Annotated in this window: 24 protein-coding genes and 1 riboswitch; of the genes, 20 read left to right on the top strand and 4 right to left on the bottom strand. The window is 42.2% G+C overall.

Annotation, left to right across the window (positions count from 1 at the left end; translation table 11 throughout):
* The first annotated feature begins 160 nt into the window (after positions 1 to 160).
* From R7D93_RS20295 to R7D93_RS20265, 7 genes are all read left to right on the top strand, one after another.
* Positions 161 to 625, top strand: coding sequence for a hypothetical protein (locus tag R7D93_RS20295; protein ID WP_225477869.1), 465 nt, complete (start codon positions 161 to 163; stop codon positions 623 to 625).
* The gene (locus R7D93_RS20290; protein ID WP_053409810.1) at positions 622 to 912 is read left to right on the top strand and encodes a hypothetical protein; all 291 of its coding nucleotides are present in this window, start codon (positions 622 to 624) and stop codon (positions 910 to 912) included. Before R7D93_RS20295 ends, R7D93_RS20290 begins: the two co-directional genes overlap by 4 nt.
* A gap of 127 nt (positions 913 to 1,039) precedes the next feature.
* Entirely contained in the window at positions 1,040 to 1,465 is a 426-nt protein-coding gene (locus R7D93_RS20285; protein ID WP_225477871.1) for a hypothetical protein, read from the top strand.
* 42 nt (positions 1,466 to 1,507) lie between these two features.
* Positions 1,508 to 2,509, top strand: coding sequence for an SPFH domain-containing protein (locus R7D93_RS20280; protein ID WP_225477873.1), 1,002 nt, complete (start codon positions 1,508 to 1,510; stop codon positions 2,507 to 2,509).
* Between the two features lie 102 nt (positions 2,510 to 2,611).
* Entirely contained in the window at positions 2,612 to 2,842 is a 231-nt protein-coding gene (locus tag R7D93_RS20275; RefSeq protein ID WP_053409807.1) for a hypothetical protein, read from the top strand.
* Between the two features lie 155 nt (positions 2,843 to 2,997).
* Complete coding sequence (locus tag R7D93_RS20270) at positions 2,998 to 4,272, top strand: PD-(D/E)XK nuclease-like domain-containing protein (protein ID WP_225477875.1); 1,275 nt, start codon at positions 2,998 to 3,000, stop codon at positions 4,270 to 4,272.
* 124 nt (positions 4,273 to 4,396) lie between these two features.
* The gene (locus tag R7D93_RS20265) at positions 4,397 to 4,828 is read left to right on the top strand and encodes a hypothetical protein (RefSeq protein WP_225477877.1); all 432 of its coding nucleotides are present in this window, start codon (positions 4,397 to 4,399) and stop codon (positions 4,826 to 4,828) included.
* A gap of 102 nt (positions 4,829 to 4,930) precedes the next feature.
* Here R7D93_RS20265 and R7D93_RS20260 read toward each other — a convergent pair whose 3' ends face one another.
* The 3 genes from R7D93_RS20260 to R7D93_RS20250 all read right to left on the bottom strand — a co-directional run bounded on the left by R7D93_RS20260 (position 4,931) and on the right by R7D93_RS20250 (position 9,639).
* Entirely contained in the window at positions 4,931 to 6,754 is a 1,824-nt protein-coding gene (locus R7D93_RS20260) for a TonB-dependent receptor domain-containing protein (RefSeq protein ID WP_225477879.1), read from the bottom strand.
* Between the two features lie 11 nt (positions 6,755 to 6,765).
* Positions 6,766 to 6,958, bottom strand: a riboswitch (cobalamin riboswitch).
* 40 nt (positions 6,959 to 6,998) lie between these two features.
* Entirely contained in the window at positions 6,999 to 8,018 is a 1,020-nt protein-coding gene (locus R7D93_RS20255; protein ID WP_225477881.1) for a RepB family plasmid replication initiator protein, read from the bottom strand.
* 592 nt (positions 8,019 to 8,610) lie between these two features.
* Positions 8,611 to 9,639, bottom strand: a complete 1,029-nt coding sequence (locus R7D93_RS20250) for a hypothetical protein (protein ID WP_225477883.1) — start codon at positions 9,637 to 9,639, stop codon at positions 8,611 to 8,613.
* 250 nt (positions 9,640 to 9,889) lie between these two features.
* Here R7D93_RS20250 and dnaN point away from each other — a divergent pair, with 250 nt between their 5' ends.
* The 8 genes from dnaN to R7D93_RS20210 all read left to right on the top strand — a co-directional run bounded on the left by dnaN (position 9,890) and on the right by R7D93_RS20210 (position 16,273).
* Positions 9,890 to 11,026, top strand: coding sequence for a DNA polymerase III subunit beta (gene dnaN / locus R7D93_RS20245; protein WP_053409801.1), 1,137 nt, complete (start codon positions 9,890 to 9,892; stop codon positions 11,024 to 11,026).
* Positions 11,027 to 11,029: 3 nt separating this feature from the next.
* The gene (locus tag R7D93_RS20240) at positions 11,030 to 11,362 is read left to right on the top strand and encodes a hypothetical protein (RefSeq protein WP_225477886.1); all 333 of its coding nucleotides are present in this window, start codon (positions 11,030 to 11,032) and stop codon (positions 11,360 to 11,362) included.
* A gap of 69 nt (positions 11,363 to 11,431) precedes the next feature.
* Entirely contained in the window at positions 11,432 to 12,010 is a 579-nt protein-coding gene (locus tag R7D93_RS20235) for a hypothetical protein (protein WP_225477887.1), read from the top strand.
* Between the two features lie 530 nt (positions 12,011 to 12,540).
* Positions 12,541 to 13,497: an IS1595 family transposase gene (locus R7D93_RS20230; RefSeq protein ID WP_225477889.1), complete on the top strand. Its 957-nt coding sequence runs from the start codon at positions 12,541 to 12,543 to the stop codon at positions 13,495 to 13,497.
* A 12-nt stretch (positions 13,498 to 13,509) separates the two neighbouring features.
* Positions 13,510 to 14,325 carry a hypothetical protein gene (locus tag R7D93_RS20225; RefSeq protein WP_258718595.1) on the top strand — a complete coding sequence of 272 codons (816 nt, stop codon included), beginning with the start codon at positions 13,510 to 13,512 and terminating at the stop codon, positions 14,323 to 14,325.
* A 1-nt stretch (position 14,326) separates the two neighbouring features.
* A complete protein-coding gene (locus tag R7D93_RS20220; RefSeq protein ID WP_225477893.1) occupies positions 14,327 to 14,953 on the top strand; it encodes a hypothetical protein in 627 nt (208 codons plus the stop codon).
* Positions 14,954 to 15,142: 189 nt separating this feature from the next.
* Positions 15,143 to 15,769 carry a hypothetical protein gene (locus tag R7D93_RS20215; RefSeq protein WP_225477895.1) on the top strand — a complete coding sequence of 209 codons (627 nt, stop codon included), beginning with the start codon at positions 15,143 to 15,145 and terminating at the stop codon, positions 15,767 to 15,769.
* A gap of 9 nt (positions 15,770 to 15,778) precedes the next feature.
* Complete coding sequence (locus R7D93_RS20210; protein ID WP_225477897.1) at positions 15,779 to 16,273, top strand: hypothetical protein; 495 nt, start codon at positions 15,779 to 15,781, stop codon at positions 16,271 to 16,273.
* A gap of 73 nt (positions 16,274 to 16,346) precedes the next feature.
* Here R7D93_RS20210 and R7D93_RS20205 read toward each other — a convergent pair whose 3' ends face one another.
* Positions 16,347 to 17,216 carry a hypothetical protein gene (locus R7D93_RS20205; RefSeq protein ID WP_225477899.1) on the bottom strand — a complete coding sequence of 290 codons (870 nt, stop codon included), beginning with the start codon at positions 17,214 to 17,216 and terminating at the stop codon, positions 16,347 to 16,349.
* 136 nt (positions 17,217 to 17,352) lie between these two features.
* Between R7D93_RS20205 and R7D93_RS20200 the strand changes: the two genes are divergently transcribed.
* The 5 genes from R7D93_RS20200 to R7D93_RS20180 all read left to right on the top strand — a co-directional run bounded on the left by R7D93_RS20200 (position 17,353) and on the right by R7D93_RS20180 (position 22,646).
* Entirely contained in the window at positions 17,353 to 19,377 is a 2,025-nt protein-coding gene (locus R7D93_RS20200) for an ATP-dependent helicase (RefSeq protein WP_225477901.1), read from the top strand.
* 62 nt (positions 19,378 to 19,439) lie between these two features.
* Positions 19,440 to 20,684 carry a DNA cytosine methyltransferase gene (locus R7D93_RS20195; protein ID WP_225477902.1) on the top strand — a complete coding sequence of 415 codons (1,245 nt, stop codon included), beginning with the start codon at positions 19,440 to 19,442 and terminating at the stop codon, positions 20,682 to 20,684.
* Between the two features lie 15 nt (positions 20,685 to 20,699).
* The gene (locus R7D93_RS20190; RefSeq protein ID WP_225477904.1) at positions 20,700 to 21,011 is read left to right on the top strand and encodes a hypothetical protein; all 312 of its coding nucleotides are present in this window, start codon (positions 20,700 to 20,702) and stop codon (positions 21,009 to 21,011) included.
* Between the two features lie 175 nt (positions 21,012 to 21,186).
* Entirely contained in the window at positions 21,187 to 22,002 is an 816-nt protein-coding gene (locus R7D93_RS20185; protein ID WP_225477906.1) for a hypothetical protein, read from the top strand.
* Between the two features lie 95 nt (positions 22,003 to 22,097).
* Positions 22,098 to 22,646: a hypothetical protein gene (locus R7D93_RS20180; protein ID WP_225477908.1), complete on the top strand. Its 549-nt coding sequence runs from the start codon at positions 22,098 to 22,100 to the stop codon at positions 22,644 to 22,646.
* Positions 22,647 to 22,656 lie beyond the last annotated feature (10 nt).

Genomic DNA, 22,656 nt, shown 5'->3' with positions numbered 1-22,656 from the left:
TTTATTCCCTCGATCCATTCTCCCTGCTTTTCCATATCCTTCAATTTGTCACCACAAACAAACACCCTTCAATATGTCACGATAATACCGTATCAGATTGATATTGCGCGATTTTACTTATGGGTGAAAATTTGAAATATCACTAAATGAGGGCTAAAAAATGCAATTAACTGATACTCAGAAAATGGAATTTATCGAACACGGTGGTGACATCTGCCCCATATGTTCAGACAGCTCGATCGAGCACGACGAACCCGACTTCGGAGATACATCTGTGTCCCAAGACTGCCAATGCTCACATTGCTTCGCAGAATGGAATAATCAATACGTATTATCAGCTGTGAAACTTCTTGAGCCAGGTAAGCTGAACATTAAGGCCTTAAGCCCTCTTCAAGAAGAGCGATACCTGTCTCATGGCCAAGCTTGCGTTATTTGCCAATACGACAATATGGATGGTTCAGGTTTAGGTTTGAATTGCGATGAATTTTTGAAGGTAGCCTCTAAAGGGAAGATGGCTGTTAGTTGTCCTTGCTGTAACGCGTCATGGAACGATCAATTTGAATTAGCCGACGTGATTATCACTAATGCCGGCAAATATGCACCCGTAGAGGGAGACGCAGCATGATTGATAAGGTCTTCATCGATACGGACGGACTGATTTGGTTTAAGAACCCAAACCTATCCAATTGGTATGATCACCCTTCCGCTAGCATTGCTAAGCGTGCTAGGCAGGACAATAACGGTCACCCAAGACTTGCAGGCATATGCTTGTCGGGAGTGATGATTTCTCAAATCGATTCACAACTGCCAAACAGAATGGCTGGAGCTATAAAAGAATTAGAACTACCGGACTACTTAATGCAAAAAGCCTCACATAATTTAACCCGCGTCTTACCGGACTTACCCAACTAATAACTTTCATTGGACGCCATCAAATATGGCGTTCATATTCCTTCACATTCAAAATTTAGCGTTTTTAAAAATTAAATATTGTACAATCGCTAGATTATATCGATTCACAGCATAGCTTTGAGGATGAATGAAACAACATAAAATTTCGATAGGTTTGATGTACACCTTGCTCTGTACTGGAGGCATATTGCTTTCACAAATACAGCTGTTTTTTATCCCCCTACTAATCATCATTTGGATAACTGGTTGGCTATTTGGCCGCGGCGCCCCGGCAACAGCTAGACACTACTACAGCCACCTTACCTCGACATGTAAATACTGCACATTAATCATGTCTCTCGGAATACCTATGATGTTTGGAGCTACATTCATCCAATATCAGCTCAATGAAATGGTCTATCCAACGGTTGAATACATTGCCCAGAATCCGGTAATGGCTGGTCATATCGCATTAGCTGTTATTCAAATGTTCGGAATTTTATGCCTTGGCATGCTTGGTCTGCTGGCGTTTAGAACTTACAAGTGCCTTGTTCCATTGTTCAAAGAAGCTTGATTACTCTCAGTTACACAACAACTTTCAAAATAGGGATCACCAATGACAGAATCCACCAGCGAATCTGCTGTTAATGTGCAAGTACCGTCTAAAGAAATTTTTTCGATTAACGGCTATTTGATGCTATTTATCATCTGCTTTATCGTCTTCTCTGCTCTCATGATTGGCTTTGGCGTGATTGGAACTAAAACGGTACAGTCCGTTTCCAGTTATAGCCTTGCTACCAGATATACGGAAACAACTCCATATCGATGGTTCAGCATCCCTCTTGGTGTTCTGGCATTCTTTTGTCTTATTGGGCTGAAAACTCTCGGCCCCAAAGAGGTTCGTGTTGTACAGCTTTTCGGAACGCCTTTAGGCGTATTTAAGAAAGAGGGACTTCACTGGATTAACCCTTTCTTTTCAACAACTCTTCTGAATTATCGGGTAAAAAACTTTGAGACTGATGTCCTAAAAATAAATGATGCTAACGGTAGTCTGATTACGCTTTCAGCGGTAGTAAGTTGGAGAGTAGCTAACCCCGAGTTGGTAGTTTATGAACTGGATGATTTTGATGAATTTTTCAGTTCTCAAGTTGAAGGTAATATCCGCAACGTTGCTGGGAAGTATCCGTATGAGCACGTCGCTGAGTTTGGTGATGATAAAGATTCTGAGATAGATGGAGATAGGGAAAAAGCCGATGCAGGTACAATTGCCACACTAACCCAATCAACAGATGAAATTTCAAAAGAGATCATCAAGTCTATCAATGAAGACGTTACCAAGTATGGTCTTGAAGCCATCGATGTGAGTTTTAATAAAATGGGTTACGCGCCAGAAATCGCGGCGGCAATGACCCAGGCTCAGCAGGCAAAAATGGTTGTAAAAGCCAAACGAGAACTAACAACCGGTATCGTAAAGATCGCTGCCAACGCTGTACGAAATCTTTCGGAAGAAGATGATATTAAGCTCAGTGACAATGATAAAAGCAGGTTGGCCACTAACCTAACTCTAATGTTGAGCACAAACAGAGAGGTGGACACAGTAATCTCTTTGGATAATTAACCTAACTTAGCCCAGCCATTGAACTGGGCTTTTTTATACCCTTTCGCGTTTTCTAACTCGCCTTACTCTTGTTAATAACCTAATGACTTAAGGATATTGACCATGAACAACGCATCGTTCTCACATCAGCTAATTCAAAAGACGGAAACGTTTAGCGACATCGATAAAGCTATTCTCGTGAACCTTCTCTATTTGCAAACGACGGGTAGCTTAATGCTTGAGCCTGAAATTGATGGCTCTACAATTGACTGGTTCAAAGAGCATGGCTTCTACGACGCTCTGTTATTGGAGCCAGAGGAAGAAGAAAAGGTGTCTTTAGGCTTCACTGATTAGATCAGATTGCATCCGTAGTGGCGGTTGTTTCAATCGCCATTACCACTACCCCACTCACTACCACCGCACTTTTTCGCAATCTACGTGATTGCGCGATCCGTAACATACCTGAGAATAATCCCTGAGTTGAGTAATTACGAATTAAGGGTTTATTTATGAACGGGCTTTTCCTAACAGATGATAAGTTTGACGCAGCGCATATGGCTAGTGTTGAGGCATTCTTATCTCAACACGCACCACAACCAACTACAGTGGCGCGTAATGGCTTTTTCTTCACAGACGATGACATTGCGGCTGCGAAGCTTAATGAAGGCTTACCGTTTGTAATTACCCCTGCATATGACACAGCAGGTAATCCAAATTTCTTCGATGCTAATGGCAACCTTGTGGCTGGCATCTATGCCGATATGCCTAATGAGGTTTATCACTCCCTACCTGCGACCAGCTCCAGCCAAGTAAAAAAATACGCAAAGTCACCTGCACACTACAAGCGAGCTTACATCGACAAAATCGACCGTAAACGTACAGCTAAGACTACAGAGCGCATCTACGATGCAGGTACATACTCACATGAACTTATATTAGAGCCAGAGGGCTTCTATGACCGCTATTATCGCTTACTTAATCCTGTTGAGCATGAGAACAGCTTACACACTACTGACGACCTTAGAGAGAAGTGTAAAGAACTGAAACTGGCAGTGTCAGGCACTAAAGCCGCTCTAACCGAACGTATCCTACAAGCTGATCCATCAGTACTTATATTTGAAGAACAGCAAAAGCGTCACTTAATTGATAACTCAGGTGAGCCAGCTGTACTTAAAGCATTAGAGGTACAAGCTGACTCTACGGGTCGACCTTCGCTAGTAGATTGCATGACTGACGTTCAGGTGAAACCGTTACTAGAGAAAACACCGATTGACCCTATTGTTTGGGATGACGCACACCGCGCTTGTGAAACAGTACGCAACCATGAGTGGGCAAATACCATTTTGCAAAATGGCTTCGCTGAACTGTCTGTCATTGCTCAATGTCCAGAAACAGGAATGATGCTTAAGGTTCGTTTCGACTGGTTATCTAAAGATGGTGTTCCAGCTGATGTAAAAACTACACGCAGCGCCAATCCTTTAATGGCTGCCTATCAGTTTGGTGACCTTGGGTACGACCTACAGGCTTACATGTACACCTATGTCGGTAGATTGGCTGGTATACCCTGCCCAATCAACGTCTTCCCCTTCGTTGCTGTGGAATATCTAGATGCAGACATTTGCGAAGTGTTTGAGTTGTCAGATGCCGATTGGGAAATTGCTGAGAGAAACTTCCATCGTCACATTCAAAATCTACACCGTTCACTAGAAGAAAATGACTGGCCGGGATACACACAGAGAAATGGCAGTACTTTACTGACATTGCCAAAACGCGGTCGCGTCTAACTCCTTTCCTCCCCTTTGAGCACTCAACTCAACCTTACTCAAAGGGGTCTATTTGTCCTGTTGCGCGTTTAGCAAGTTGGCAGAAAATAAAAACTCAACTAACCAAAACACTGTGAGAAATCAAATGACTGCAATCAAAATCGACAAAAAAATGTGTCAAACACTTCGTTCAGAACTTAACCTAGCGTTTGAAGAGATTAAGAGAAAGACTGGTGTAACTATTGAGGTAGGTAATATGTCTTACGATCCTGATGGTTCTAAAGCAACAGCTAAAATCACCATGCTTGGCACCTCAGAAGATGGCACTGTTGTATCACCTGAGTACAAAACGCTTGTATCGTATTTATATGCGTTCCCATACCTTAACGAAGAAAAGATAAAACGTGAGTTTAAATGCAATGGCGAGTGGTTTGTATTGACCGGATTCAACTCCAGAGCGCGAAAAAACCCATTTATCGGATCGTGTGTGGAAGGGTCTAATAAAGGCAAGAGCTATGTATTCCCTGCCGATACAATCGAGGCCATGTTTACCAATGAAAAGTTCCTACGTAATTGATACCTTTCGTTTCAATGACCATTCAAAGTTTCTAACTTATTAATCCAATAAAAAAGGGAGCATGATGCTCCCTTTTTACTACCTGTCGATCAGTGACCTAGATTAAAAATCGTAGGTTACGTTAGCGTAGTAGTTACGCTCAGGCGTTACGAAGCCTTTAACTGTTTCGTATTCTTTATCAAACACGTTACCCACTTTTGCACCACAAGAAAGTTGCTCAGTGATCTGGTACGTCATAGCAATGTCTGTCAGTGAATAACCGCCAAGCTCAACTTTGTTTGATGCATCGTTGTATCGCTTACCTTGGTACAAGTAGCTTACATCAAACTTGAAGTCTGAGATTTCGTAAGACATGTTCCACTTAGCACTGTTGCGAGCGCGACGAACTAGCTGCTTATCCGAATCTTTGTTTTTTGCATCAAGGTAGTCGTAAGAAACCTCATGATAAATACCGAAGGTGTCAAAGCTTGCCACAAACTCTACGCCTTTAACCTGTGCCTTACCGATGTTATCAAGGCTTGAGTTCGCACTAGAAATCATGTTCTCGATTTCTGAGTGGTGGTAAGCAACGCGCAGGTCTGCAAAGTCATAGTTCGCTTCAAGTGCGATTTCACCTGATTGCGCTTCTTCTGGCTCTAAGTTCGCGTTTCCTTCGTAACAACCCCAAACATCACATTGACGCGGCCAGTATAGCTGGTTGAATGTAGGTGCCTTATACGAAGTACCGTACATAGCCGTTAAACGGTGCGAATCATCGATGTCATAACCTGCACCAAGTTGATATGTTGTAAATGTACCGTATGCATCACTATCATCCAGACGTACATTACCCTCAATCAGATAATCTTCACCAGACTTAGAAGTACCAAAGTATACAGATTGTGTCTGACGGTCATCGTCCACATAATCAATACTAACGTTGTCTACTTTCTCGTTATTGTACTCAAGGCCAGCCATTAAATTCGTAGAATCATTTAGGGCGTAGTTGTTCTGCCAAGTGATCACACTACGAGTGGTAGAAATGTCGCTACCATCCGAGCCATTGCCATACGATTCAGATTTATCTTTGTTGTGGCCAACAGTCAGCGATGATAGAAGATTTGAACCTTGGTACTCAGTGACAAGACCTAGATTGTAAGTCGTGTCTTCACTTTGATCAGCGCCACCTGTAGTGTAACCACTGTCAAAATCATTTTTCCCGTTTTGATAGTAAGCGGTACCCTTAACTGTTAGCTGATCATTAATCTGATAACCACCATCTACGGTTGCGTATGTATTGTTGTAACCATCATCATCCGTGTTCACCGGGTTTGTACTATCTGGTAATACGTTATAGCCGTCAGCTCTTTGTGTATTAGCAGAAACGCTAAACCATGCGTTATCAGAAGAAGTCGCTAAACTCGCGTTCGCGTCACGACGACCTTTAGAACCAATACCCGCTGACACACTGCTTGCATCACTACCTTTTTCACTTGTGATCAGGTTGATAACACCACTAACGGCATCAGAACCATAAACAGATGCACGAGGTCCACGAAGGATTTCAATACGTTCAACACTCTTGATCGGTAATGCATTGAGATTAGCTGTACCTGTTGTTGAACTACCGACACGAATACCGTTAATCATCACAAGTACGTTACGTCCTGAACGACCGCGGATATAAAAGTTACTTGTTGCGCCAGGACCACCATTGTTGGCCACTTGAATGCCAGGTAGACGCTTTAACAATTCTGCTAAAGACTCAACCTTTAAGTCTTTGATTTGTTCTTTTGAGATCACGTCAATTGGAGACAATTGTTCGTTGATGCCCTGCTCTACACGGTTTGCTGTAACAACAATAGTTTCAGTGGTGTCAGTTGCAGTTGCAAATGCGGATGTCGAAACCAACGTAGCAATAGCAGATGCAAGTAAAGTGTATTTCATGTGTTTTCCTTCGCGTTTAAAATAAAAATGGTCGGTCTTCGGACTTATGAATCTGAAAGGAATATTTTCCATTCACCGCTGACTTTCACTTCCCACAAAAACGAATTGCAGTGTGATACAAAGCCTGCGTCATCAAATACCGCTGCGACGTCAGTTCATAGGATTCTCACCTAGATTCCCGGTACCAATTACAAATGTGCTCAAAAGTGAGCGTATTACACACGGCAAAGCCGTCCCTACCCGGTTAAGCAACCAAGTTGAGTAGTGAATCTTTAAGTTTCTTAGGCGGGGATTCGCCTCGTACAGCTTGATATGTAACTAAGAAGTCCATAGCCCATTCAACTGAGGGCAATTGGCTTTCTTCACTAAATGAATCCAGATATACCAACCCGAGCTCAACCCAAACATCATCATCAAGTTCATCACGAACTGGAGGTGTTGTTACGTCAGTGAAATCTTCAAAGCCTAGATAGTCATCCTTAAATGGGTCTTGTTTTTCTATCCAACGAAAAGTGATAGAAACGATAGAATTACGTCGACCGCCTTTGGCTGCATTTTCTTCATACGATAAGCAAATATCGGACTTGTTATGAATTTCAGTGACGGCAGGAATTAGAAATCGGCGTCTAAAATCAGACATGCGTTGGTATGATGCAGGTAGCTCGTATCGGTTAATAAGCCAGTCAATACCGAAGGTGACCGAACGCTCAACCCCTTTTTCGGCGTCTTTAGCATTTCGTTTCAATGTCACCCACTGACGGATAGATTCATACAATCGCAATGCGTATTGGTTGTTTAGCTTTGCAACTACATGGAGGAAATAGCCGGTATATCGGCCATCAGCTCGAAGTAAGTCGACTAATTCAGCGTTGAATGAAAGAACGGTCGTTCCGCGTTTTGGACGTACAGAACGTTTGGTTGTCCAACTGAGTCCATCCAATGCCTTTTCGCCATTATCTGCATCTTCACTTGGCACATAGAAGACTATCTCCCGTTTATTCAGTGCTGCCGATGCTTTGGCAATGTCACGGCTGATGTTTTTATCGCTTTCATCAAAAACACGCGCATACTCACTGTGGTTGATAGTTACATCAAACCTTCCTCGTTCTTCTGTAACAGAACCATTAAAGATTTTTTCCAGAGAAAGGTACACCAAGCGCTTTTCATTGCGTGAGAGTGTATACGCTGCCGTAGTCAGTGCGTTCGACTGTCTAAGGTAAACGGATTTCGCTTGTTTTTGACTAACGCTAATTGGCAAATTCATAAAACTCGTGACAGCTGAATTATAGAAGTCACGAATTCTAATTTAATTAATTATCAATTAGCAAGCATAAAACGCTATTTATTGAAAACGAATACTCAAAGTGTGTGACAGGCAAATACTAGAAGTTGGTAATTTGAAGTACTGCTCAACCTTTAAAGGCCATTTTTTACCTGTGTATAACCCATGAATAACCGCGTTTCCATCCCTTCAATCTGTCACGAATACCCCTTCACATTGTCTATTTATCCCCTTCAATCTGTCACGTTTACCCTTCAATCTGTCACGGCAAAACCGCCACAAGCATTGATACATAAGGGATTGCAGAACCTAATAAGATCTTTTAAGAAAGATCATAAGAAAGATCCTTAAGAATGTATGTCCTTGGATATGTGGATTTCGCTTCGCTATAACCCACAATATCCAACGCAAAAAAAATGTGGATATATGGACAGCAAGCTGCCCACATACCCACATTCAAAAATAATTGTTATTTTCTTTTTTTGTTTTTATAAAGCTAATTGAACGAATCGATTTTCACTTTTTATCTCGAATTCAATATTACCTGTTTATGAATACAGGTGATTTAAACGCTCTAGGATTCTTTCTGTGCTTCATATACCTCAAGCTTACCTTGTAGCACCCCAACCTCTTCGGAAGCCTTCATGCAAGCATCTGAGGCCAAAATGAGCCTTTCGCTAGACCGCTCTAATTGTTCCCCTTGTCTAGCGTTTTGATTCGCTAATTGCTCTATAGTCCCTTCTGCTTGTACCAAACGGTCAGTTAGATCTTTTATTTCTGTTTTCTGTGTTTCTGTCTTGGTCTGTAAGCGCTCCAGTTTCTTCTCTTCCGGGCTACGGTTTTTCTTAAGTGCTGACAGCTCGGATTTAAGATCTTTCACCAGGTTCTTGTTTGTCCCCAGTTCAGAATCTAACTCGGAATTCTGATTAGTTAGCTTCTCAATCTGTTCATCAAGTTTTTTTGCTTTCCTACCAGCGGTATCTAACTCTGCAGTTAGTGTATTTACCTGACCTTGTGACTCTGCAAGCTGTTCCTGTGTTTCAGCCAGTTGCTGCGTGGAGGTATCCAGACTAGCTTCGAGATCCCGGACGCGATTCTCGAAAAATTGGTTTTTTTCTTCTAGAGCAGTTAGGGCTTTTTCATTAGCAGATTCAACATTCTGGATTAAGTTTTGAATTTGACCATTCGCCTGTTCAGAGATGGTTAGCTTCTGCTCCAGGTTCTCAATAACTTTCGCGCTATCTGCCAGTTTCGCATTTGCATCCGTTAGAGATGACTGTGCGATTTCTAGCTCCTGAGTTCTATCCCTAACCTGAGTCGCTACCTGTGATTGGATTTCACTTTCGATTAGAGGCCAAATCTGATCCCCCAGCCCTTTCAATTTATCGATAAACATTCCAACCCATTCTGGTTGTTGAACACGCACTGAGAGTTCATTTGTCTCTTTGTAGTCCAACAACCATCGTGCACATTGTTCCAACGTACAGTTGCCAGCTACTTCATGGAGCATTTGAGCAGTAATTAATTCTACCGGTTGTCCACCAGCAATCAGTTTGTTTAGATGATCTTCAAGGTTTCGGTTTGTGTCTAACTCTGTATTCATTCCAGTACCACTTACACAACATTTATTGAATTCGTAAGTTTACAATTTTTTGAATCAGAACAGTTACCTAGAAATTGCACCACCCCACAGAATTTTATAATAAGTCTTTGTTTTTAAATGAAACAATGATTATTAATTTATTTTCAAAAAGTAGCGTTTTAAAGAGTTGCGCGTTTTCACAAGTGTCTTAATATTTTCATATCAGACGGGCTAACCACCCCGAATTATCAAAATGCTGTGGAGGCAAATCATGGAACTTATATCAAACTCACAACAAGCTCTACTAAACTTCGTTGGTCACGCTTGTAATAACGCTGATAGCCGTCAAACAGGCATTTCATCATTTGATTTCGTGTTGCTTGAAGCGAACAACGGACAACTTCAAATCACTGGTTCTAACGGCAACCAGTCATTTACTCGAATTTGTGCTACAGACGAGATCCAAGTAAAAGGCAATGGCAGTCTATGTGTTGACGCAGTGAAACTGTTTCAAGCGACTCGCGCACTACCAAAGAACACACAAGTTAAAATCAAAGAAGTACAAGGTAAAAACCGTGCAGTATTGAGCTGCGGTAAATCACGCCTACAACTAAAAACTATTCCAGTAACCGATTACCCAACAGTTGACATCATCAAAGACGTTGAGAGCACCTTTACCGTTCCTGCTAAAGAGTTTATGAGCCTAATTTCCAACGTGCTGTACGCTTCTGGTCGTAACGATGTGCGTCATTATCTGAATGGTGTTTACCTTAACGTTAATCGTGGTGCATTGTTCGCTAACGCGAGTGATGGTCACCGCCTTTGCGTGAACAAAATGCAAGTAGGTGAAGCAGTAAACAAAATGGGTCTATTGCTCCCTTACAACTCAATGACAGTTTTTACTCGCCTAAACGAGTCTGCGGAAGAAATTACTATTGCTTACAATGGTTCAAGAGCTGAATTCAATTGGGGCGGTCTTGTTTACCGCACAGCCCTTATTGATAGTAAGTTCCCTGATATTTCTAAAATGTTCCCTAAGACATGCGCAAGCAAGATCAAATTTAATCGTCTTGAGCTATTATCAGTATTAAATCGCGTGTCTGTTTTGCTAACAGATGACAAGTTCCCTAAAGTTAAACTCTCAACTACCGAAAACGGTATTAAGCTACAAACTGTGATTGATAATGAAGAAGATGGCTTAGGTGAGGACATGATCACTGCTCAAACATCTGGCGACCCAATCACTTATGACTTCGGTGTTAACCCTAAGTACCTGATTGATGCTCTAAGCCACATTTACACTGAACACGTAACAATGGAATTCACAGAAGCTAATGCGTCATGCTGTGTATCACCTGTTGGAAAGGTAGTAACAAGCAAATCACTAATTATGCCAGTGCGAATCTAGAGAATGCTGAACAACAATAAATTCACTTTAAATGGCGATCAGTGGGTCGCCAGTATATTAGACTTTAAAGTATCGCTTACTGATAAGTGTATGACAGTCTTCCACGGAGAAAATGAAGTAGAAGGTGTTTTGCGATTTCCAGAGGGTTTGGCAGATTTAAATGAATCGTCATTCACTTACAGCGAACTGGGTAACCGAACAGCGATACTGCTACCTGACGATTCCGGTCATGTAGAAATAGTCCAGTACGGCAATGACTTACACCTTAATCACTACAATACAAACGGTGTTGTGGTAGAAAAGCTCCAAGTTGCCTCCACACTCGCGCACACCTGATCATTTCCTAATTTAAACTTCTATTCGCTCCGTGTATTATGTGCTCACACATTTAATGCGGAGCGTATTATGATTCATCAAATTTCATTCATGCCTGTCAGAGATGCGAGAAAACTAGTCCCTGACAATTCTATTGCCCTTATTTCTATTCACGATGCTGGACAGGAAGTTGATTCTCAAGTTCCGAAAGAAGATTGGGGATTCTTTGATCACATTGGGTTTGATGATGCAGCATATGACGAAGAACTAATCTCAGAGTATGGCGCTGACTTCTGGAATTATTTTGACGGTTGCGCCCGTAAAGTTCACGCTCTCAAAATCTTGCTTATGTTCAAGCGTATCGAGGAATCACCTAATATCAGAGAAATCATTGTTCACTGTGACGCTGGACGCTCCAGATCAGCTGCCGTTGCTAAGTACTATGCAGAAAAGAACAATCTTGAACTTGAGGGTGACACCACTTACGCAAACTCCCTTATTTACACCCTCTTAAAGAACCCTAACCAGTTTGAGGAAGCTCTCGAAGAGCATGTAAATAAACCATCCAAAATTTCTCAAAATGAAGCAGAAGTGGAAAAGGTAAAGCTCTTTCCATTCGGTTGGGTGGATGTGCTTATAGAAAGTGTTTTTGGCAAACCACAGAAGTGAAACTATGGATGATGACATTATACGCGGCATACTCAAGGTTTTTACGTTCTTAATGCGGAGCGTTTTACTTGAGTTTATTGATTGGATAGGCGCATCCGTTATTAGAATCATTGATTCTGAAAAAGACTCAAGAGGCACACGACTATCTAAAGTTATTGGCTGGATTCTCATTGCTTTCGTATTACTGTTTACCTACTACTGCATGAATTACTTCACAGGCTAATTGTTAAGTGTTGTAGTTTTGAAAATGGCTGATTTTCAACTACTGCACTTTCAACAATCAATGTTATGAGGTAGGATTCTCTCAATCAACCAACTACTTTGAGAGAATCAATGCACAGCTCATACGTTCAAAATTGTGTTTTTTTGCTCAACGAGTACCCAGTAAATTCTAAACACTTGGTTAACGCCAAGAAGTTCCTTGTTTATGTACTACTGTTCTCGTTTGTGTTCTCCGGGATTATCCGTTGGCTATGTTCCCGTAAATTGTTGCTACACTGTATATAGATCCAGTTACCGAGGGGTTACTTATGATTCCTGCGCAATTTACTAAGTTGATGACTGAGCTTGAGAACCTAACAGATAGCCAAGTTCGTTATATAGAGAAGTGGCTGAAAGGTACGGATAGTACCTCACAGTTGATATCAGAGTTAGAAGAACGGATGGTTGAAAAACCAGAATGTCCACACTGTCATAGCTCATTGATTAATCGACACGGCAAAGTAAATAAGATGCAGCGATATCGCTGTAAAAACTGCGGTAAAACCTTTGTAGCAACAACGGCGACTCCGCTAGCCAGGCTCAGATACAAAGAGCTTTGGCTGGATTACATACGGTGTATGCTCGATAGCAAAGTGTTGCGTGAATGTGCCAAAGAGTGTGGGATTAACCTGAAAACATCATTCAGATGGCGACATCGTTTTCTGGCTTTACCTTCAACGCTAAAAGCCAGCAGGCTTGAAGGCATTATTGAAGCAGACGAAACTCTGTTCCCGTATTCAGAAAAAGGGGCAAAGAAGTTGAGTCGTCCTCCTCATAAACGAGGAATGAAGGCTCAAAAACGGGGACGTTCTAAGGAAGATTGGGTTCCTGTTTTGACTGTCAGAGACAGAGCCAAAAACACCTATGAAGCGATTTTGCCTGATGTAACAACCGAAGCTCTACACAAAGAGTTGGTTGGTAAGCTGGAAAAAGACAGCGTGTTGTGTAGCGATGGCTATAAGTCCTATATAGCGCTGTCAGAAAAAAATGACTTAATCCACAAACGGTTAGACGTGGCTGGCGGCATTAAGGTGATAGATAAAGTCTTTCACATTCAAAATGTTAATGCGTACCACAGCCGTTTGAAACTTTGGATAAAACGATTTCATGGCGTAGCCACAAAATATCTCGACCATTACCTTGGTTGGTTTAGATATATGGATACACCAGAAAACCTTAACGAAAACAGGCTGTTCCACATTCAACAACAGTTAATGGGAACATAGCCTATCCGTTTAGTGGATTACTTAAATGCTCCACCCCCAATTCTATCTGTATATGCTGATCCAGAGTTCTGCCCAGGTGCTCTCAAAGTCACTTCAAAAGATGATTTTGGCTTTATTTTAAACTGTTCAACAATTTCTAAAGGCAGTGAGCTAGATAGTTCAGTGGTAATACAGAAGCTTTCCAAGTTGGACACAAACGTCTACAAAGTAGTTGCTGTACTAAGTGGCAATCGAACACCAGATCCTGATGTTATTGCAACACTACCAAGCTTTGTTGAATCTGACGTGGTAAAGGCATTCGTTTCTAACGCATTGAACGTGACTGGTACTGATGTTCTGGATTCAGGTACTGTCTACTGGGGAATTGGTAAGAGCAGCAAACAAGATTTAGGATTAGTTTCGGCTTTGCTTGAACGCGGCCTATCAAATCCCTACTCACGATTTAATGACTCGATAATGAAAGACTTGGTGAAATCGGAATTGACAGCTCGAATCGTCAAAACGTCACCAGATCTCACGATTACTAAGAATACAGAGAAAGCACCAGTTCAAGAGGAAAATACTCAGACTATTTCCGTTGAGCCAGAGCAACCAAGTTCTACTAAGTGTCTAGAAAACACCAATGGTTCTCCTTTCTGTAGTGCTGCAGAAGATATGGTGGAAATACTTGATGGCCCATTGGTAAAAATTATGATGATGGTATTCATCATGGGAGTCATCTTCTTCTCGGTTGTTAGCCCCAACGTAGTTATGTTTGCTTCTAGTATCCTAGCTGTGCTTTTCCTTGCTAACGCATCAAAAATTGCTTCTACAATCTTGGGATATTGACATGAAATACTCACGAAAAAACCTTTTACGTACAGTCATACTTAATGCAGCCATCGACCCTAAAAATATCGCAGCATTCGCATTATCAATCTTCTTTACTGTCAACGCCGTTGTATCGCAGGGAAAAATCGCATTGATTGTATGTGCAGTAGCGAGCCTTTCGACATACATAGCACTGGTTGTATTTACAACACAGCGAAAAGCAAAGCAGTATGGTGCGTTGTACTTCTCCGCGTTACATCGTTATCAAATGGACGTTGTTGAATCTCAGCTAGAGAATTTGGAAGATTCGCCTTTAGCAAAGGACTCAAGATCACTGCTAAAAATGTACTGGGACATGAGACTATCGGGAAATTTATCGGACTCTCGAAAAGACACTCTCGCTGATGCATCTGAACGCTATTTCCAGATCATGACGACTTCACTAAATGCGATTAATAGACTTCCTGACGATAGCCAGGCGATTCAGATTGAAAAGAAAAAACTAGCTGAATTGTCGGAGTCTTACCGTTCAGCTCTTATCTCAGAGTGTGTAAGACAAACATCGGCAGGCAATACTTCTCAATTTAATGAGCTGATCAGTGAACTTGAGTCAATCAAGTTTTCAAATGAGTATGTGACACAATAAATTGCTCCAAAGGAGTTCCCTTCCCCCACCTATTGGGAACTCCTTGAATGACTCCTACCAACAGAACCTACCTCACTATTTTTTTTAAGCGTTATAATTTATCATTAACTCTAAATAGAGCTTGTTGCGGGAATCGGATTGCCGATTAAAGTATTGGTTATTACGAGTTAATGACTAAGTGAGAACAAAATGGCTCAACCATACTTTATCCCCACACAAGACCAGCTAAGTACAATGGAATCCGTCTTGGGTAAGCATCTTATAGGTAAGAATTTTCACCTTAGAAATATCGTCCTTGAGATGCTGCAGTATTCAGAGGGTGAAACTCAGTGGCTAAGTGCGCAATCAAAAGACTTGCCCTTACCATCCAGTGAACAGTGTTCACGCTATGAACGCGAAATTCCAGAGCAATTATGGGTTTACACAGATCCATCTGTCAGCCAAGTTTTAATCCATTTTACTAAACCAAGCTGTTTGGAATCTCAATACGATAAGCAAGATGCAGATTTGGTGATCTATGACTCTGAAACCCCTTCTCAGCCGCCCATATTTGAAAGCAATGAATGGGCTTACATTGCCAATCTTTACACCGTACAGGCGGTTACAGTAGCAATGCCATCAATCGAAGAATATGGCGTTGATATGGCCGCGACAGATACCGGTTGCTTGGAATTCTTGAGTGAACAGCTTTTCCTAAAGCAAGTTGACGAGAGCTTTTGCCCTGCTCCATCTAATCGTGGTGATGACGGTTCAACGACAATTTGGATTGAATTAACACGCAATCGCTCAGAGTCCCACTTAACATCGAAAGAATAGGTACCGAAATTGAACAATTACAAGCTCCTAATGGAGCTATCTGGAAAAGTAACTGATAGAGCCAAACTGCTATTAGTACACGCTAGAAAACTCCAAGTAGTAGGCATACTTCTACTTGGTATTGGTATTTACGGATTTGATCTGTATGCAATCTTCATCGGTGCTTCCATTTGGTATTTTCAACACATAACAAAGAGCGCGGGTGACCATTTTCATGCATCGTCAGCAAATGTAACGATGAAGGTATACAAAAACCCTGAGAACTATCCTCCATTAAATGTTTGGCTGGTTCCGCATGAAGGCCGGGAGATCACCCCTGACCATTACGATGAACTGGAAAAACTGGTGCTTGAAGTTAATGAGGACTTCATAACGAAGAAAGTACAGCAGGTCTACGATTATCGAGGCGGTAAGGTCACCTACTATGACTTGGCCAATATCATCTTTCTGACCGAAGGCATGGTTCGTTACAAAGCTATTCGTCAAGCAGAAGGAAGTTTTTAACCGTAGTCTGCAATTGAAAAATTGGTACCTATTTCTAATCCATAAAGAAAGGCGCATCTATGCGCCTTTTCTGCTATTTGAGGTAATGGCTTGCTCTGTTTCGCACTTCGTAAACAAGTTCAATTAGGCGCGACTTATAAGGTGCATGGTCATCAATTTGGCCCACTTCTTCTGTGAAAGCTGCCACAATAGAATGCTCACTGTCGTAGAACTGTTCATGTTCCCCCCATAGCTGAACCAATTGTTCAACTAACCAGTGATCATACTGCACAAGGTTCTCTTTTTTCTTCAAGATGTCTTTTTTTAGTGTTTGCGATACAGCCAGTTTTATTGGGTTAACCTGATGTACTGGTAAGAAACCATCGATTATCCATGAATTGAGAAGGTTTTTAACCAGGGCATGTTTCGGGGACTTTAGTTTGTTCGTTACTGGCTGGCTAATTCCCCTCGCTAGACTTTTGAAATAGCCGTTACTTACAAATTCGTCAGACATTAGTCGCAGTACGCCATGACAAGTATCATGTTCACTGTTCAACATATTCTCGAAGAAGCTTTCTACGCTTGAGGTTCCAAATCGTTTAACAAGGTTTTCCGGTATCTGGTAACCCATTTGCAGCATGTATTCAGCTATCTGATGTGAATGGTAATCGCAGCCTTCTATTTCCATTACTTCATAAAGGAGTCTGCCTTTTATCATATCGGCAAGTTTCTCTTGAGAGATGTTATGACTTAAATTGACTAATCCGAACCCTAATGGCCTTAAACTACGCAAGAATCTAGCGATATGGTTACTATGAATAACATCAGCTGTACCACTGTGGATTTGGAGCACTAGGCTATCTACTACCGTTCTAGTATCGGCGTCTAACTCAGTCTCTTTTACCTTCCTCAGCAGTTCTAATAATGGTGCTTTCTCATTGTTCTTGATTAACAGGTAGTGCATTTCTTAATCCGGTTGCTGTACATTAAGAAACGATACTACCACGCTATCAAAATTTAATGTTAGCCACATAGGGGCTCTTGCGGCATATATATCTGCCTGCATACTAGTGAATAGAGAAAAGTTTAAGGTATAGCAAATGAATAGAACATCCGAGCAAGACGCTATTGTCTCGTTTAACTCAGGAAATGCACTGATCGACGCAGGCCCAGGTACTGGCAAAACGACTACTTTAATTGAGTTCATTTTGGAACAAGTCAAAACGATGCCGGCTACCAATATGTGCGTCCTAATGTTCAATAGTGACATCGCAACCGAGTTCACTGCGCGTATCAAAGCTAAAAGATTGGCAGATCTTCCATTAATCAAAACCTTTCACGGTTTTTGCTACAGCGTTTTGCGTAATTCTGGCCACCTGAATCGAATTGGCTTCGAACTTAACATGGACACTGGACCATTCCAGCTGTCATTAGCTAGGTCTGCTCTTAAAGTGATTGCCGCAAACACGAGAAGCAAGAAGATTGCATCCGTTATTGGTGATAGCAAAACTGCAGATACCCTATTGTCGTTTGTCGGCCTCGTGAAAGCGATGATGTTACCTGTAAAAGAAGTGTTTAACATTATGGGGATCAACCAAACTTACTCGTTTTTAATCCCTGCATTTTATGAGTTTGAAAAGGCTCGTTTGGCCGAAAAAGTATTGTTCTTTGATGACTGGTGTCCTGAAACCGTAGCTCTGTTACGCAAGGACGGACAGCTAAGAACTCAATACCAGTCAAAATTCTCTAAAATTTTGATTGATGAATTTCAAGACATTAATGCCTCCCAGTATGAGCTGGTAAAGCTGATTAAGGCCCAGAATACTTCTCTAATCGCGGTCGGAGACATTGACCAATCGATTTACAGTTGGCGCGGTTCAAACCCGGGATTTATGCTAACTTTCGAGAAAGATTTCCCGCCGTGTACAAAGCTGACATTAAGTAAGACGTTCCGTTATGGTCACCGTTTATCTCTGGCTTCAAACCACCTGATTGTGAACAACCAAGAACGATTCGACACTTTGACAGTTTCTGCTCCAGGTACACCAATTACAAATGTTGAAGTCTGCCCTACAGGTACGCCAGCAGCTGACGTTATCGAATCCATAAACAAACACTTAGAATCCGGTGGACAACCTGCAGACTGCGCCGTCCTGATCCGCCGTTGGTCACAGTCCATGCTTTTCGAGTTATCGTTCCTGCTTCGAAGGGTGCCGTATAAAATGCCCCCAGAATTCGCATTACCAAACACAAGAGAGATTAAGCTTCTCACTACTCTACTAACTTTTGTAACCGGAAACGATAAGGTGCTTGATTCGGAAGCGCGCAGCACACTTATTTTCGACCTTCTCCGGTTCCCTCACACTTACGTGCCGAATAAGAAGCTGATGGAGCTTTCACGCCGCTTAAGTGGCATTGATGTAGAGCATTGGGTATCCGCGATAGATACCATTCAATTAGCTGATACCACCAGCAAAACCCGTTACGAAAACGTAAGGGAACGCCTGTATATCATCGACACATTGAAGGGAATGAAAAATGCCTCTGCCCTTGATGTTTTTGATGCGTACCTTGACGAGTCAAACATGTCTGAATGGTTGGCCAATAGCGCGACAAGTGATGCTGAACTGGCAGAAGCAGAAGAACGATTTAACTCACTTGCGACCGTATTAAGAAGCCTGAAGCTTTCACCAGCGGATGCACTCTCTTACTTCCAACGACTCATCAATTTGTCGCAACAACAAACAAAGAATAATTACGGTGTAACACTGACCACCATTTTTCGTTCAAAAGGCTGTGAGTATGACCTTGTTCTACTGCCGTTTTGGGATGCGGATACCATGCCTATTAAGAAAAAGTCAGAAACTGGTTTAGGTGTTGATGAAGAGGAAGAGCGACGACTGGCATATGTAGGCATGACAAGGGCTAAAAAAACCGTTCGGATCTTTCACGCCAAAGCTCAAGAGGGCGAGCATCACCTTACTAAAGCAAGTAAATTTATTCGTGAGTCGGAAATTGACCTATCCATTGCTCTCTGTAATGCCGTGACAGAGAGAACGGAATTACCCGAACGCTCTACCCCTACTTCACTTCGTTACCACGAAGCTATGGTCGCTCAACGCTGACTTGTGCGATTAGACTTCTAGCGGATACTGACCCATATCAAATACGTTATGGGTCAATCACAATGAACAAACTACCACTTTTAGAGCTATGTACAGGTATAGGCGGATTTCACCTTGCCGCACAGCAAAACGGTCTTATAGAAACGATCTGCACCGCTGAAATCGACCCATATAATACAAAATTGATTGACCGTAACTTCAATCTAGATAACTGCGGTGATGTGTCTGAAATTGGTCTTCCTCGCGCCTATCACAGCCATCAGGCACTTATAGACGAGGATAAGGTGCCTGTTGATGAAACTGGCTTCACAAGCCTTTGTATGGAGGATTTCATGGAAGGAATATTGCCCTTCCCAACTATCCTATCTGCTGGCTTCCCATGTCAGGATGTGACTCCAGCTAATACCAAAGGCAATCATGTCGGCATCAACGGTGCGCGATCTGGCCTAGTGCACGACATTCTTAATATCGCAGAAGACTTGGAAGTTCCGTATTTGGTTTTTGAAAACTCAAGCAACCTCTTGAACCGTGGGCTTGATGTGATTCTTATGGAACTTAACAGACTTGGTTATATCGTTGAGTGGGAGGTCATTGCAGCGACTGCGTTTGGCTACCCACATTACCGCCATCGCACTTATATCGTCGCGTATCTGCCAACGACAGCTGTCGCTCGTGGTAACCGCCGTATCTTCGATACGGTACGTAAGCAAGCGAACAAGCAACCGAACCACTTTATGCCCCTGCCATCAGAAGATCCAGAATACATCCTCAATGCAGCCGTGGTAAAAGAGCCTCGTTCAATTAAGCTGAGAACAAAGCGTATCAACGGCGTTGGCAATGCTATTGTTCCAGCTATCGCTAAGGCAATATTTGACGCCATCACAGATGCTGAGTTTGCCCCTGTAAAACCAAAACAGCCAAAATCACGCAAGAATGAAACTTACATGGCATCCAAACTTGCTGCTGGCTGGGGTGTATCTCAACTCGATATTTTTTCTATGGACAATCAAGAACTGGTAACGAACATGCCATCACGTGGCATTCTGATCGGTGGTAACATCTATACTGGAGAGCCTGATCGCAATCTTAACCCAACCAAAACTACTTTCCCGAATTTGCTGTCTACATGCATTGCAAAGGACGGCAACAACAATTTTACTTCCGGTAGCCGAATGTCACGGCCCGGTAAATTAGGCGGGTTGATCGGGGATATACAGCGCCTTGGTGCGACTGAGGGTGGCCTTAACCCTGTGTTTGCAGAACGTATGTTGGGCTATCCAGAGAATCACACACGATTGGCTTACTAACAGAAGGGAACACAAATGAAGTATTTTGCTTATCTGGTACTACAAATGGGTGTGTTTACATTCTTACTGCATCCGGTAAAGGCATCGTATGCGGTTGAATTTGCCATAGCAGCGATGAACATATTAGCCATAATCTCTCTGTACAGGATTGTCACCCCTAAAATTAGACCGATGGTGCAACATAAATTGGCCGCTGTTGTTCAACAACCAGTGAAAACGCCAATCGACCTATTGAGAAACGATTCATATGAATCAATGGTGGTGTTTGTCCTTGCAGTTGGTCCATCTCTACTTTCATTCGTGGCTTATGTCCAACTCTTCAAATAGTCACTAAGCATTTCCCATCTAGCGCGTTTTCCAATGTGAGAGATACTTGTTGTCAGTTCAATTGAATGGGTTGGCAACCAGTTCCTTCCCTTCAAATTATCTCTCAAACTATCTGGCATCAAGAGTACCACTTAAATCGTGATTTCTTGGTGCCTAATGAATACGGAACAGCAAAATGAATCACAAAATACACTTTTCGGGTCAACTAATGGGAATTCGCTCAACAGATAAAAACCTTCCCGTAGACTTCGATAATAAAATCATGATTTACGGCGGGACACCGTTTAAGTTTGTCGAATCAATTCTGTGGACGTTCCATGTTACCGGCATTGCTACACCGGAAGAATTTGCACAATCACCCCTTTCAGAATCCCATCAAGATGTCTCTTTTGACTATGAAAGCTTTATCACGAACTGCTACAAAGAGTTTCGTTTAACAGAGGACTGTGACCAATATTACAAAGCAATTTATCCACTAATTCGTCGCAGCGCCTCTGAGATCAAAGAACAGTGGTCAGGTAACGAGGAAGTATTTCTTCACCTTTACGGCCTGGAGCACGCCGTGAATTATTCTATACATCGCCCTTACCAAAATGAGGTTGAGCTTAAATATCTTGCATCGCTTGGCGAGTACATCAAGGAAGTCATGAACAAACCTGCAGATTCGATGACGATGAAAGCTTACAAACAAGCCGTTTTCCGAATTGGTCAGTACCTCGAACTCGAGATGAATGCAACCGTTGAAGGGGTGCTTCAATATATCAATGGCGTCATTTCTAACCCTGCTTCGGCCACCAGTGATACGTCATTTATTGCTGGCATTCGGCATATCAGAGGTAACTCCAACTTTGCTAGTCATATTACACAGGCCTTTTATGACGATATGAGGGATGCTAAGGACAAGCAATTAAACTCTATGTTTGAGACTGACAAAGAGATTGTTGTTGAAGCCATAAAACAGCGTGTTAACGACTGGCGCAAAGCTGCATAACTTGACCATGCAGGTTGGCAGCTTGCCAGCCTGCAGCCTCTGGCGCGATTAGAGAAGTGTCAGAAAATAGAATCTCAAGCACAGGAGATTCCACGATGAAACTATACGACTACCTATTACCTCACCTACAACACGTTAGCCACACTCCCCTTTTTCAAGATCAGACACGTGTCTATCAATCGCAAGATCTTACTCTATACCGTGTATTCGATGATGGTGATATTTGTCATGAGCAATGCCTTATAAGCGGCAATGGTCGATACTCTGATGATAGTTGGGACAGTGCTTACGTGAATCCTGAAATCCATCAAATTGTCTCTCTCCACCAGCATCCTAAAACATGCGCGACGGAAGCCCCGCGTGTGTCCTTATGCCTATTTTCATTCCCAAGCAAAGAAGAAGCCCAGAAGCAGTTCAACACCGAGTACTGCAATGTTCTATTTGCAGGCTATGTAACAGAAGCCCACGAGATTGAAGTTATCTACAACGACATAGCCCGTCCCTTCGACTCACTGGAAGACTGGCCACATTTCGTCAAGCAGCTTCTAATCGAGCATCCATTTATCGATATTGGCACCAGTTCAAGCATTCCAGACAGTAAAGATTTTTCGTTAGAACTGTTTCACTCTCTACGAGCGGCATAACTATGGTAGA

The organism is Vibrio sp. YT-15 (assembly GCF_033337445.1).
Lineage (GTDB): Bacteria > Pseudomonadota > Gammaproteobacteria > Enterobacterales > Vibrionaceae > Vibrio > Vibrio alginolyticus.
The sequence above is the reverse complement of the archived record's forward strand: the minus strand, read 5'-3'. Positions and strand labels throughout refer to the sequence as shown.

What these genes read in the sequence shown, in the direction of transcription:
- R7D93_RS20250 (WP_225477883.1), bottom strand. Translation starts at nt 9,639, where the DNA reads ATGAATACAGAGTTAGACACAAACCGAAACCTTGAAGATCATCTAAAC.
- R7D93_RS20185 (WP_225477906.1), top strand. Translation starts at nt 21,187, where the DNA reads ATGAATCACAAAATACACTTTTCGGGTCAACTAATGGGAATTCGCTCA.
- R7D93_RS20270 (WP_225477875.1), top strand. Translation starts at nt 2,998, where the DNA reads ATGAACGGGCTTTTCCTAACAGATGATAAGTTTGACGCAGCGCATATG.
- R7D93_RS20190 (WP_225477904.1), top strand. Translation starts at nt 20,700, where the DNA reads ATGAAGTATTTTGCTTATCTGGTACTACAAATGGGTGTGTTTACATTC.
- R7D93_RS20265 (WP_225477877.1), top strand. Translation starts at nt 4,397, where the DNA reads ATGACTGCAATCAAAATCGACAAAAAAATGTGTCAAACACTTCGTTCA.
- R7D93_RS20180 (WP_225477908.1), top strand. Translation starts at nt 22,098, where the DNA reads ATGAAACTATACGACTACCTATTACCTCACCTACAACACGTTAGCCAC.
- R7D93_RS20240 (WP_225477886.1), top strand. Translation starts at nt 11,030, where the DNA reads ATGCTGAACAACAATAAATTCACTTTAAATGGCGATCAGTGGGTCGCC.
- R7D93_RS20275 (WP_053409807.1), top strand. Translation starts at nt 2,612, where the DNA reads ATGAACAACGCATCGTTCTCACATCAGCTAATTCAAAAGACGGAAACG.
- R7D93_RS20220 (WP_225477893.1), top strand. Translation starts at nt 14,327, where the DNA reads ATGAAATACTCACGAAAAAACCTTTTACGTACAGTCATACTTAATGCA.
- R7D93_RS20280 (WP_225477873.1), top strand. Translation starts at nt 1,508, where the DNA reads ATGACAGAATCCACCAGCGAATCTGCTGTTAATGTGCAAGTACCGTCT.
- R7D93_RS20195 (WP_225477902.1), top strand. Translation starts at nt 19,440, where the DNA reads ATGAACAAACTACCACTTTTAGAGCTATGTACAGGTATAGGCGGATTT.
- R7D93_RS20260 (WP_225477879.1), bottom strand. Translation starts at nt 6,754, where the DNA reads ATGAAATACACTTTACTTGCATCTGCTATTGCTACGTTGGTTTCGACA.
- dnaN (WP_053409801.1), top strand. Translation starts at nt 9,890, where the DNA reads ATGGAACTTATATCAAACTCACAACAAGCTCTACTAAACTTCGTTGGT.
- R7D93_RS20285 (WP_225477871.1), top strand. Translation starts at nt 1,040, where the DNA reads ATGAAACAACATAAAATTTCGATAGGTTTGATGTACACCTTGCTCTGT.
- R7D93_RS20205 (WP_225477899.1), bottom strand. Translation starts at nt 17,216, where the DNA reads ATGCACTACCTGTTAATCAAGAACAATGAGAAAGCACCATTATTAGAA.
- R7D93_RS20295 (WP_225477869.1), top strand. Translation starts at nt 161, where the DNA reads ATGCAATTAACTGATACTCAGAAAATGGAATTTATCGAACACGGTGGT.
- R7D93_RS20230 (WP_225477889.1), top strand. Translation starts at nt 12,541, where the DNA reads ATGATTCCTGCGCAATTTACTAAGTTGATGACTGAGCTTGAGAACCTA.
- R7D93_RS20200 (WP_225477901.1), top strand. Translation starts at nt 17,353, where the DNA reads ATGAATAGAACATCCGAGCAAGACGCTATTGTCTCGTTTAACTCAGGA.
- R7D93_RS20255 (WP_225477881.1), bottom strand. Translation starts at nt 8,018, where the DNA reads ATGAATTTGCCAATTAGCGTTAGTCAAAAACAAGCGAAATCCGTTTAC.
- R7D93_RS20215 (WP_225477895.1), top strand. Translation starts at nt 15,143, where the DNA reads ATGGCTCAACCATACTTTATCCCCACACAAGACCAGCTAAGTACAATG.
- R7D93_RS20290 (WP_053409810.1), top strand. Translation starts at nt 622, where the DNA reads ATGATTGATAAGGTCTTCATCGATACGGACGGACTGATTTGGTTTAAG.
- R7D93_RS20235 (WP_225477887.1), top strand. Translation starts at nt 11,432, where the DNA reads ATGATTCATCAAATTTCATTCATGCCTGTCAGAGATGCGAGAAAACTA.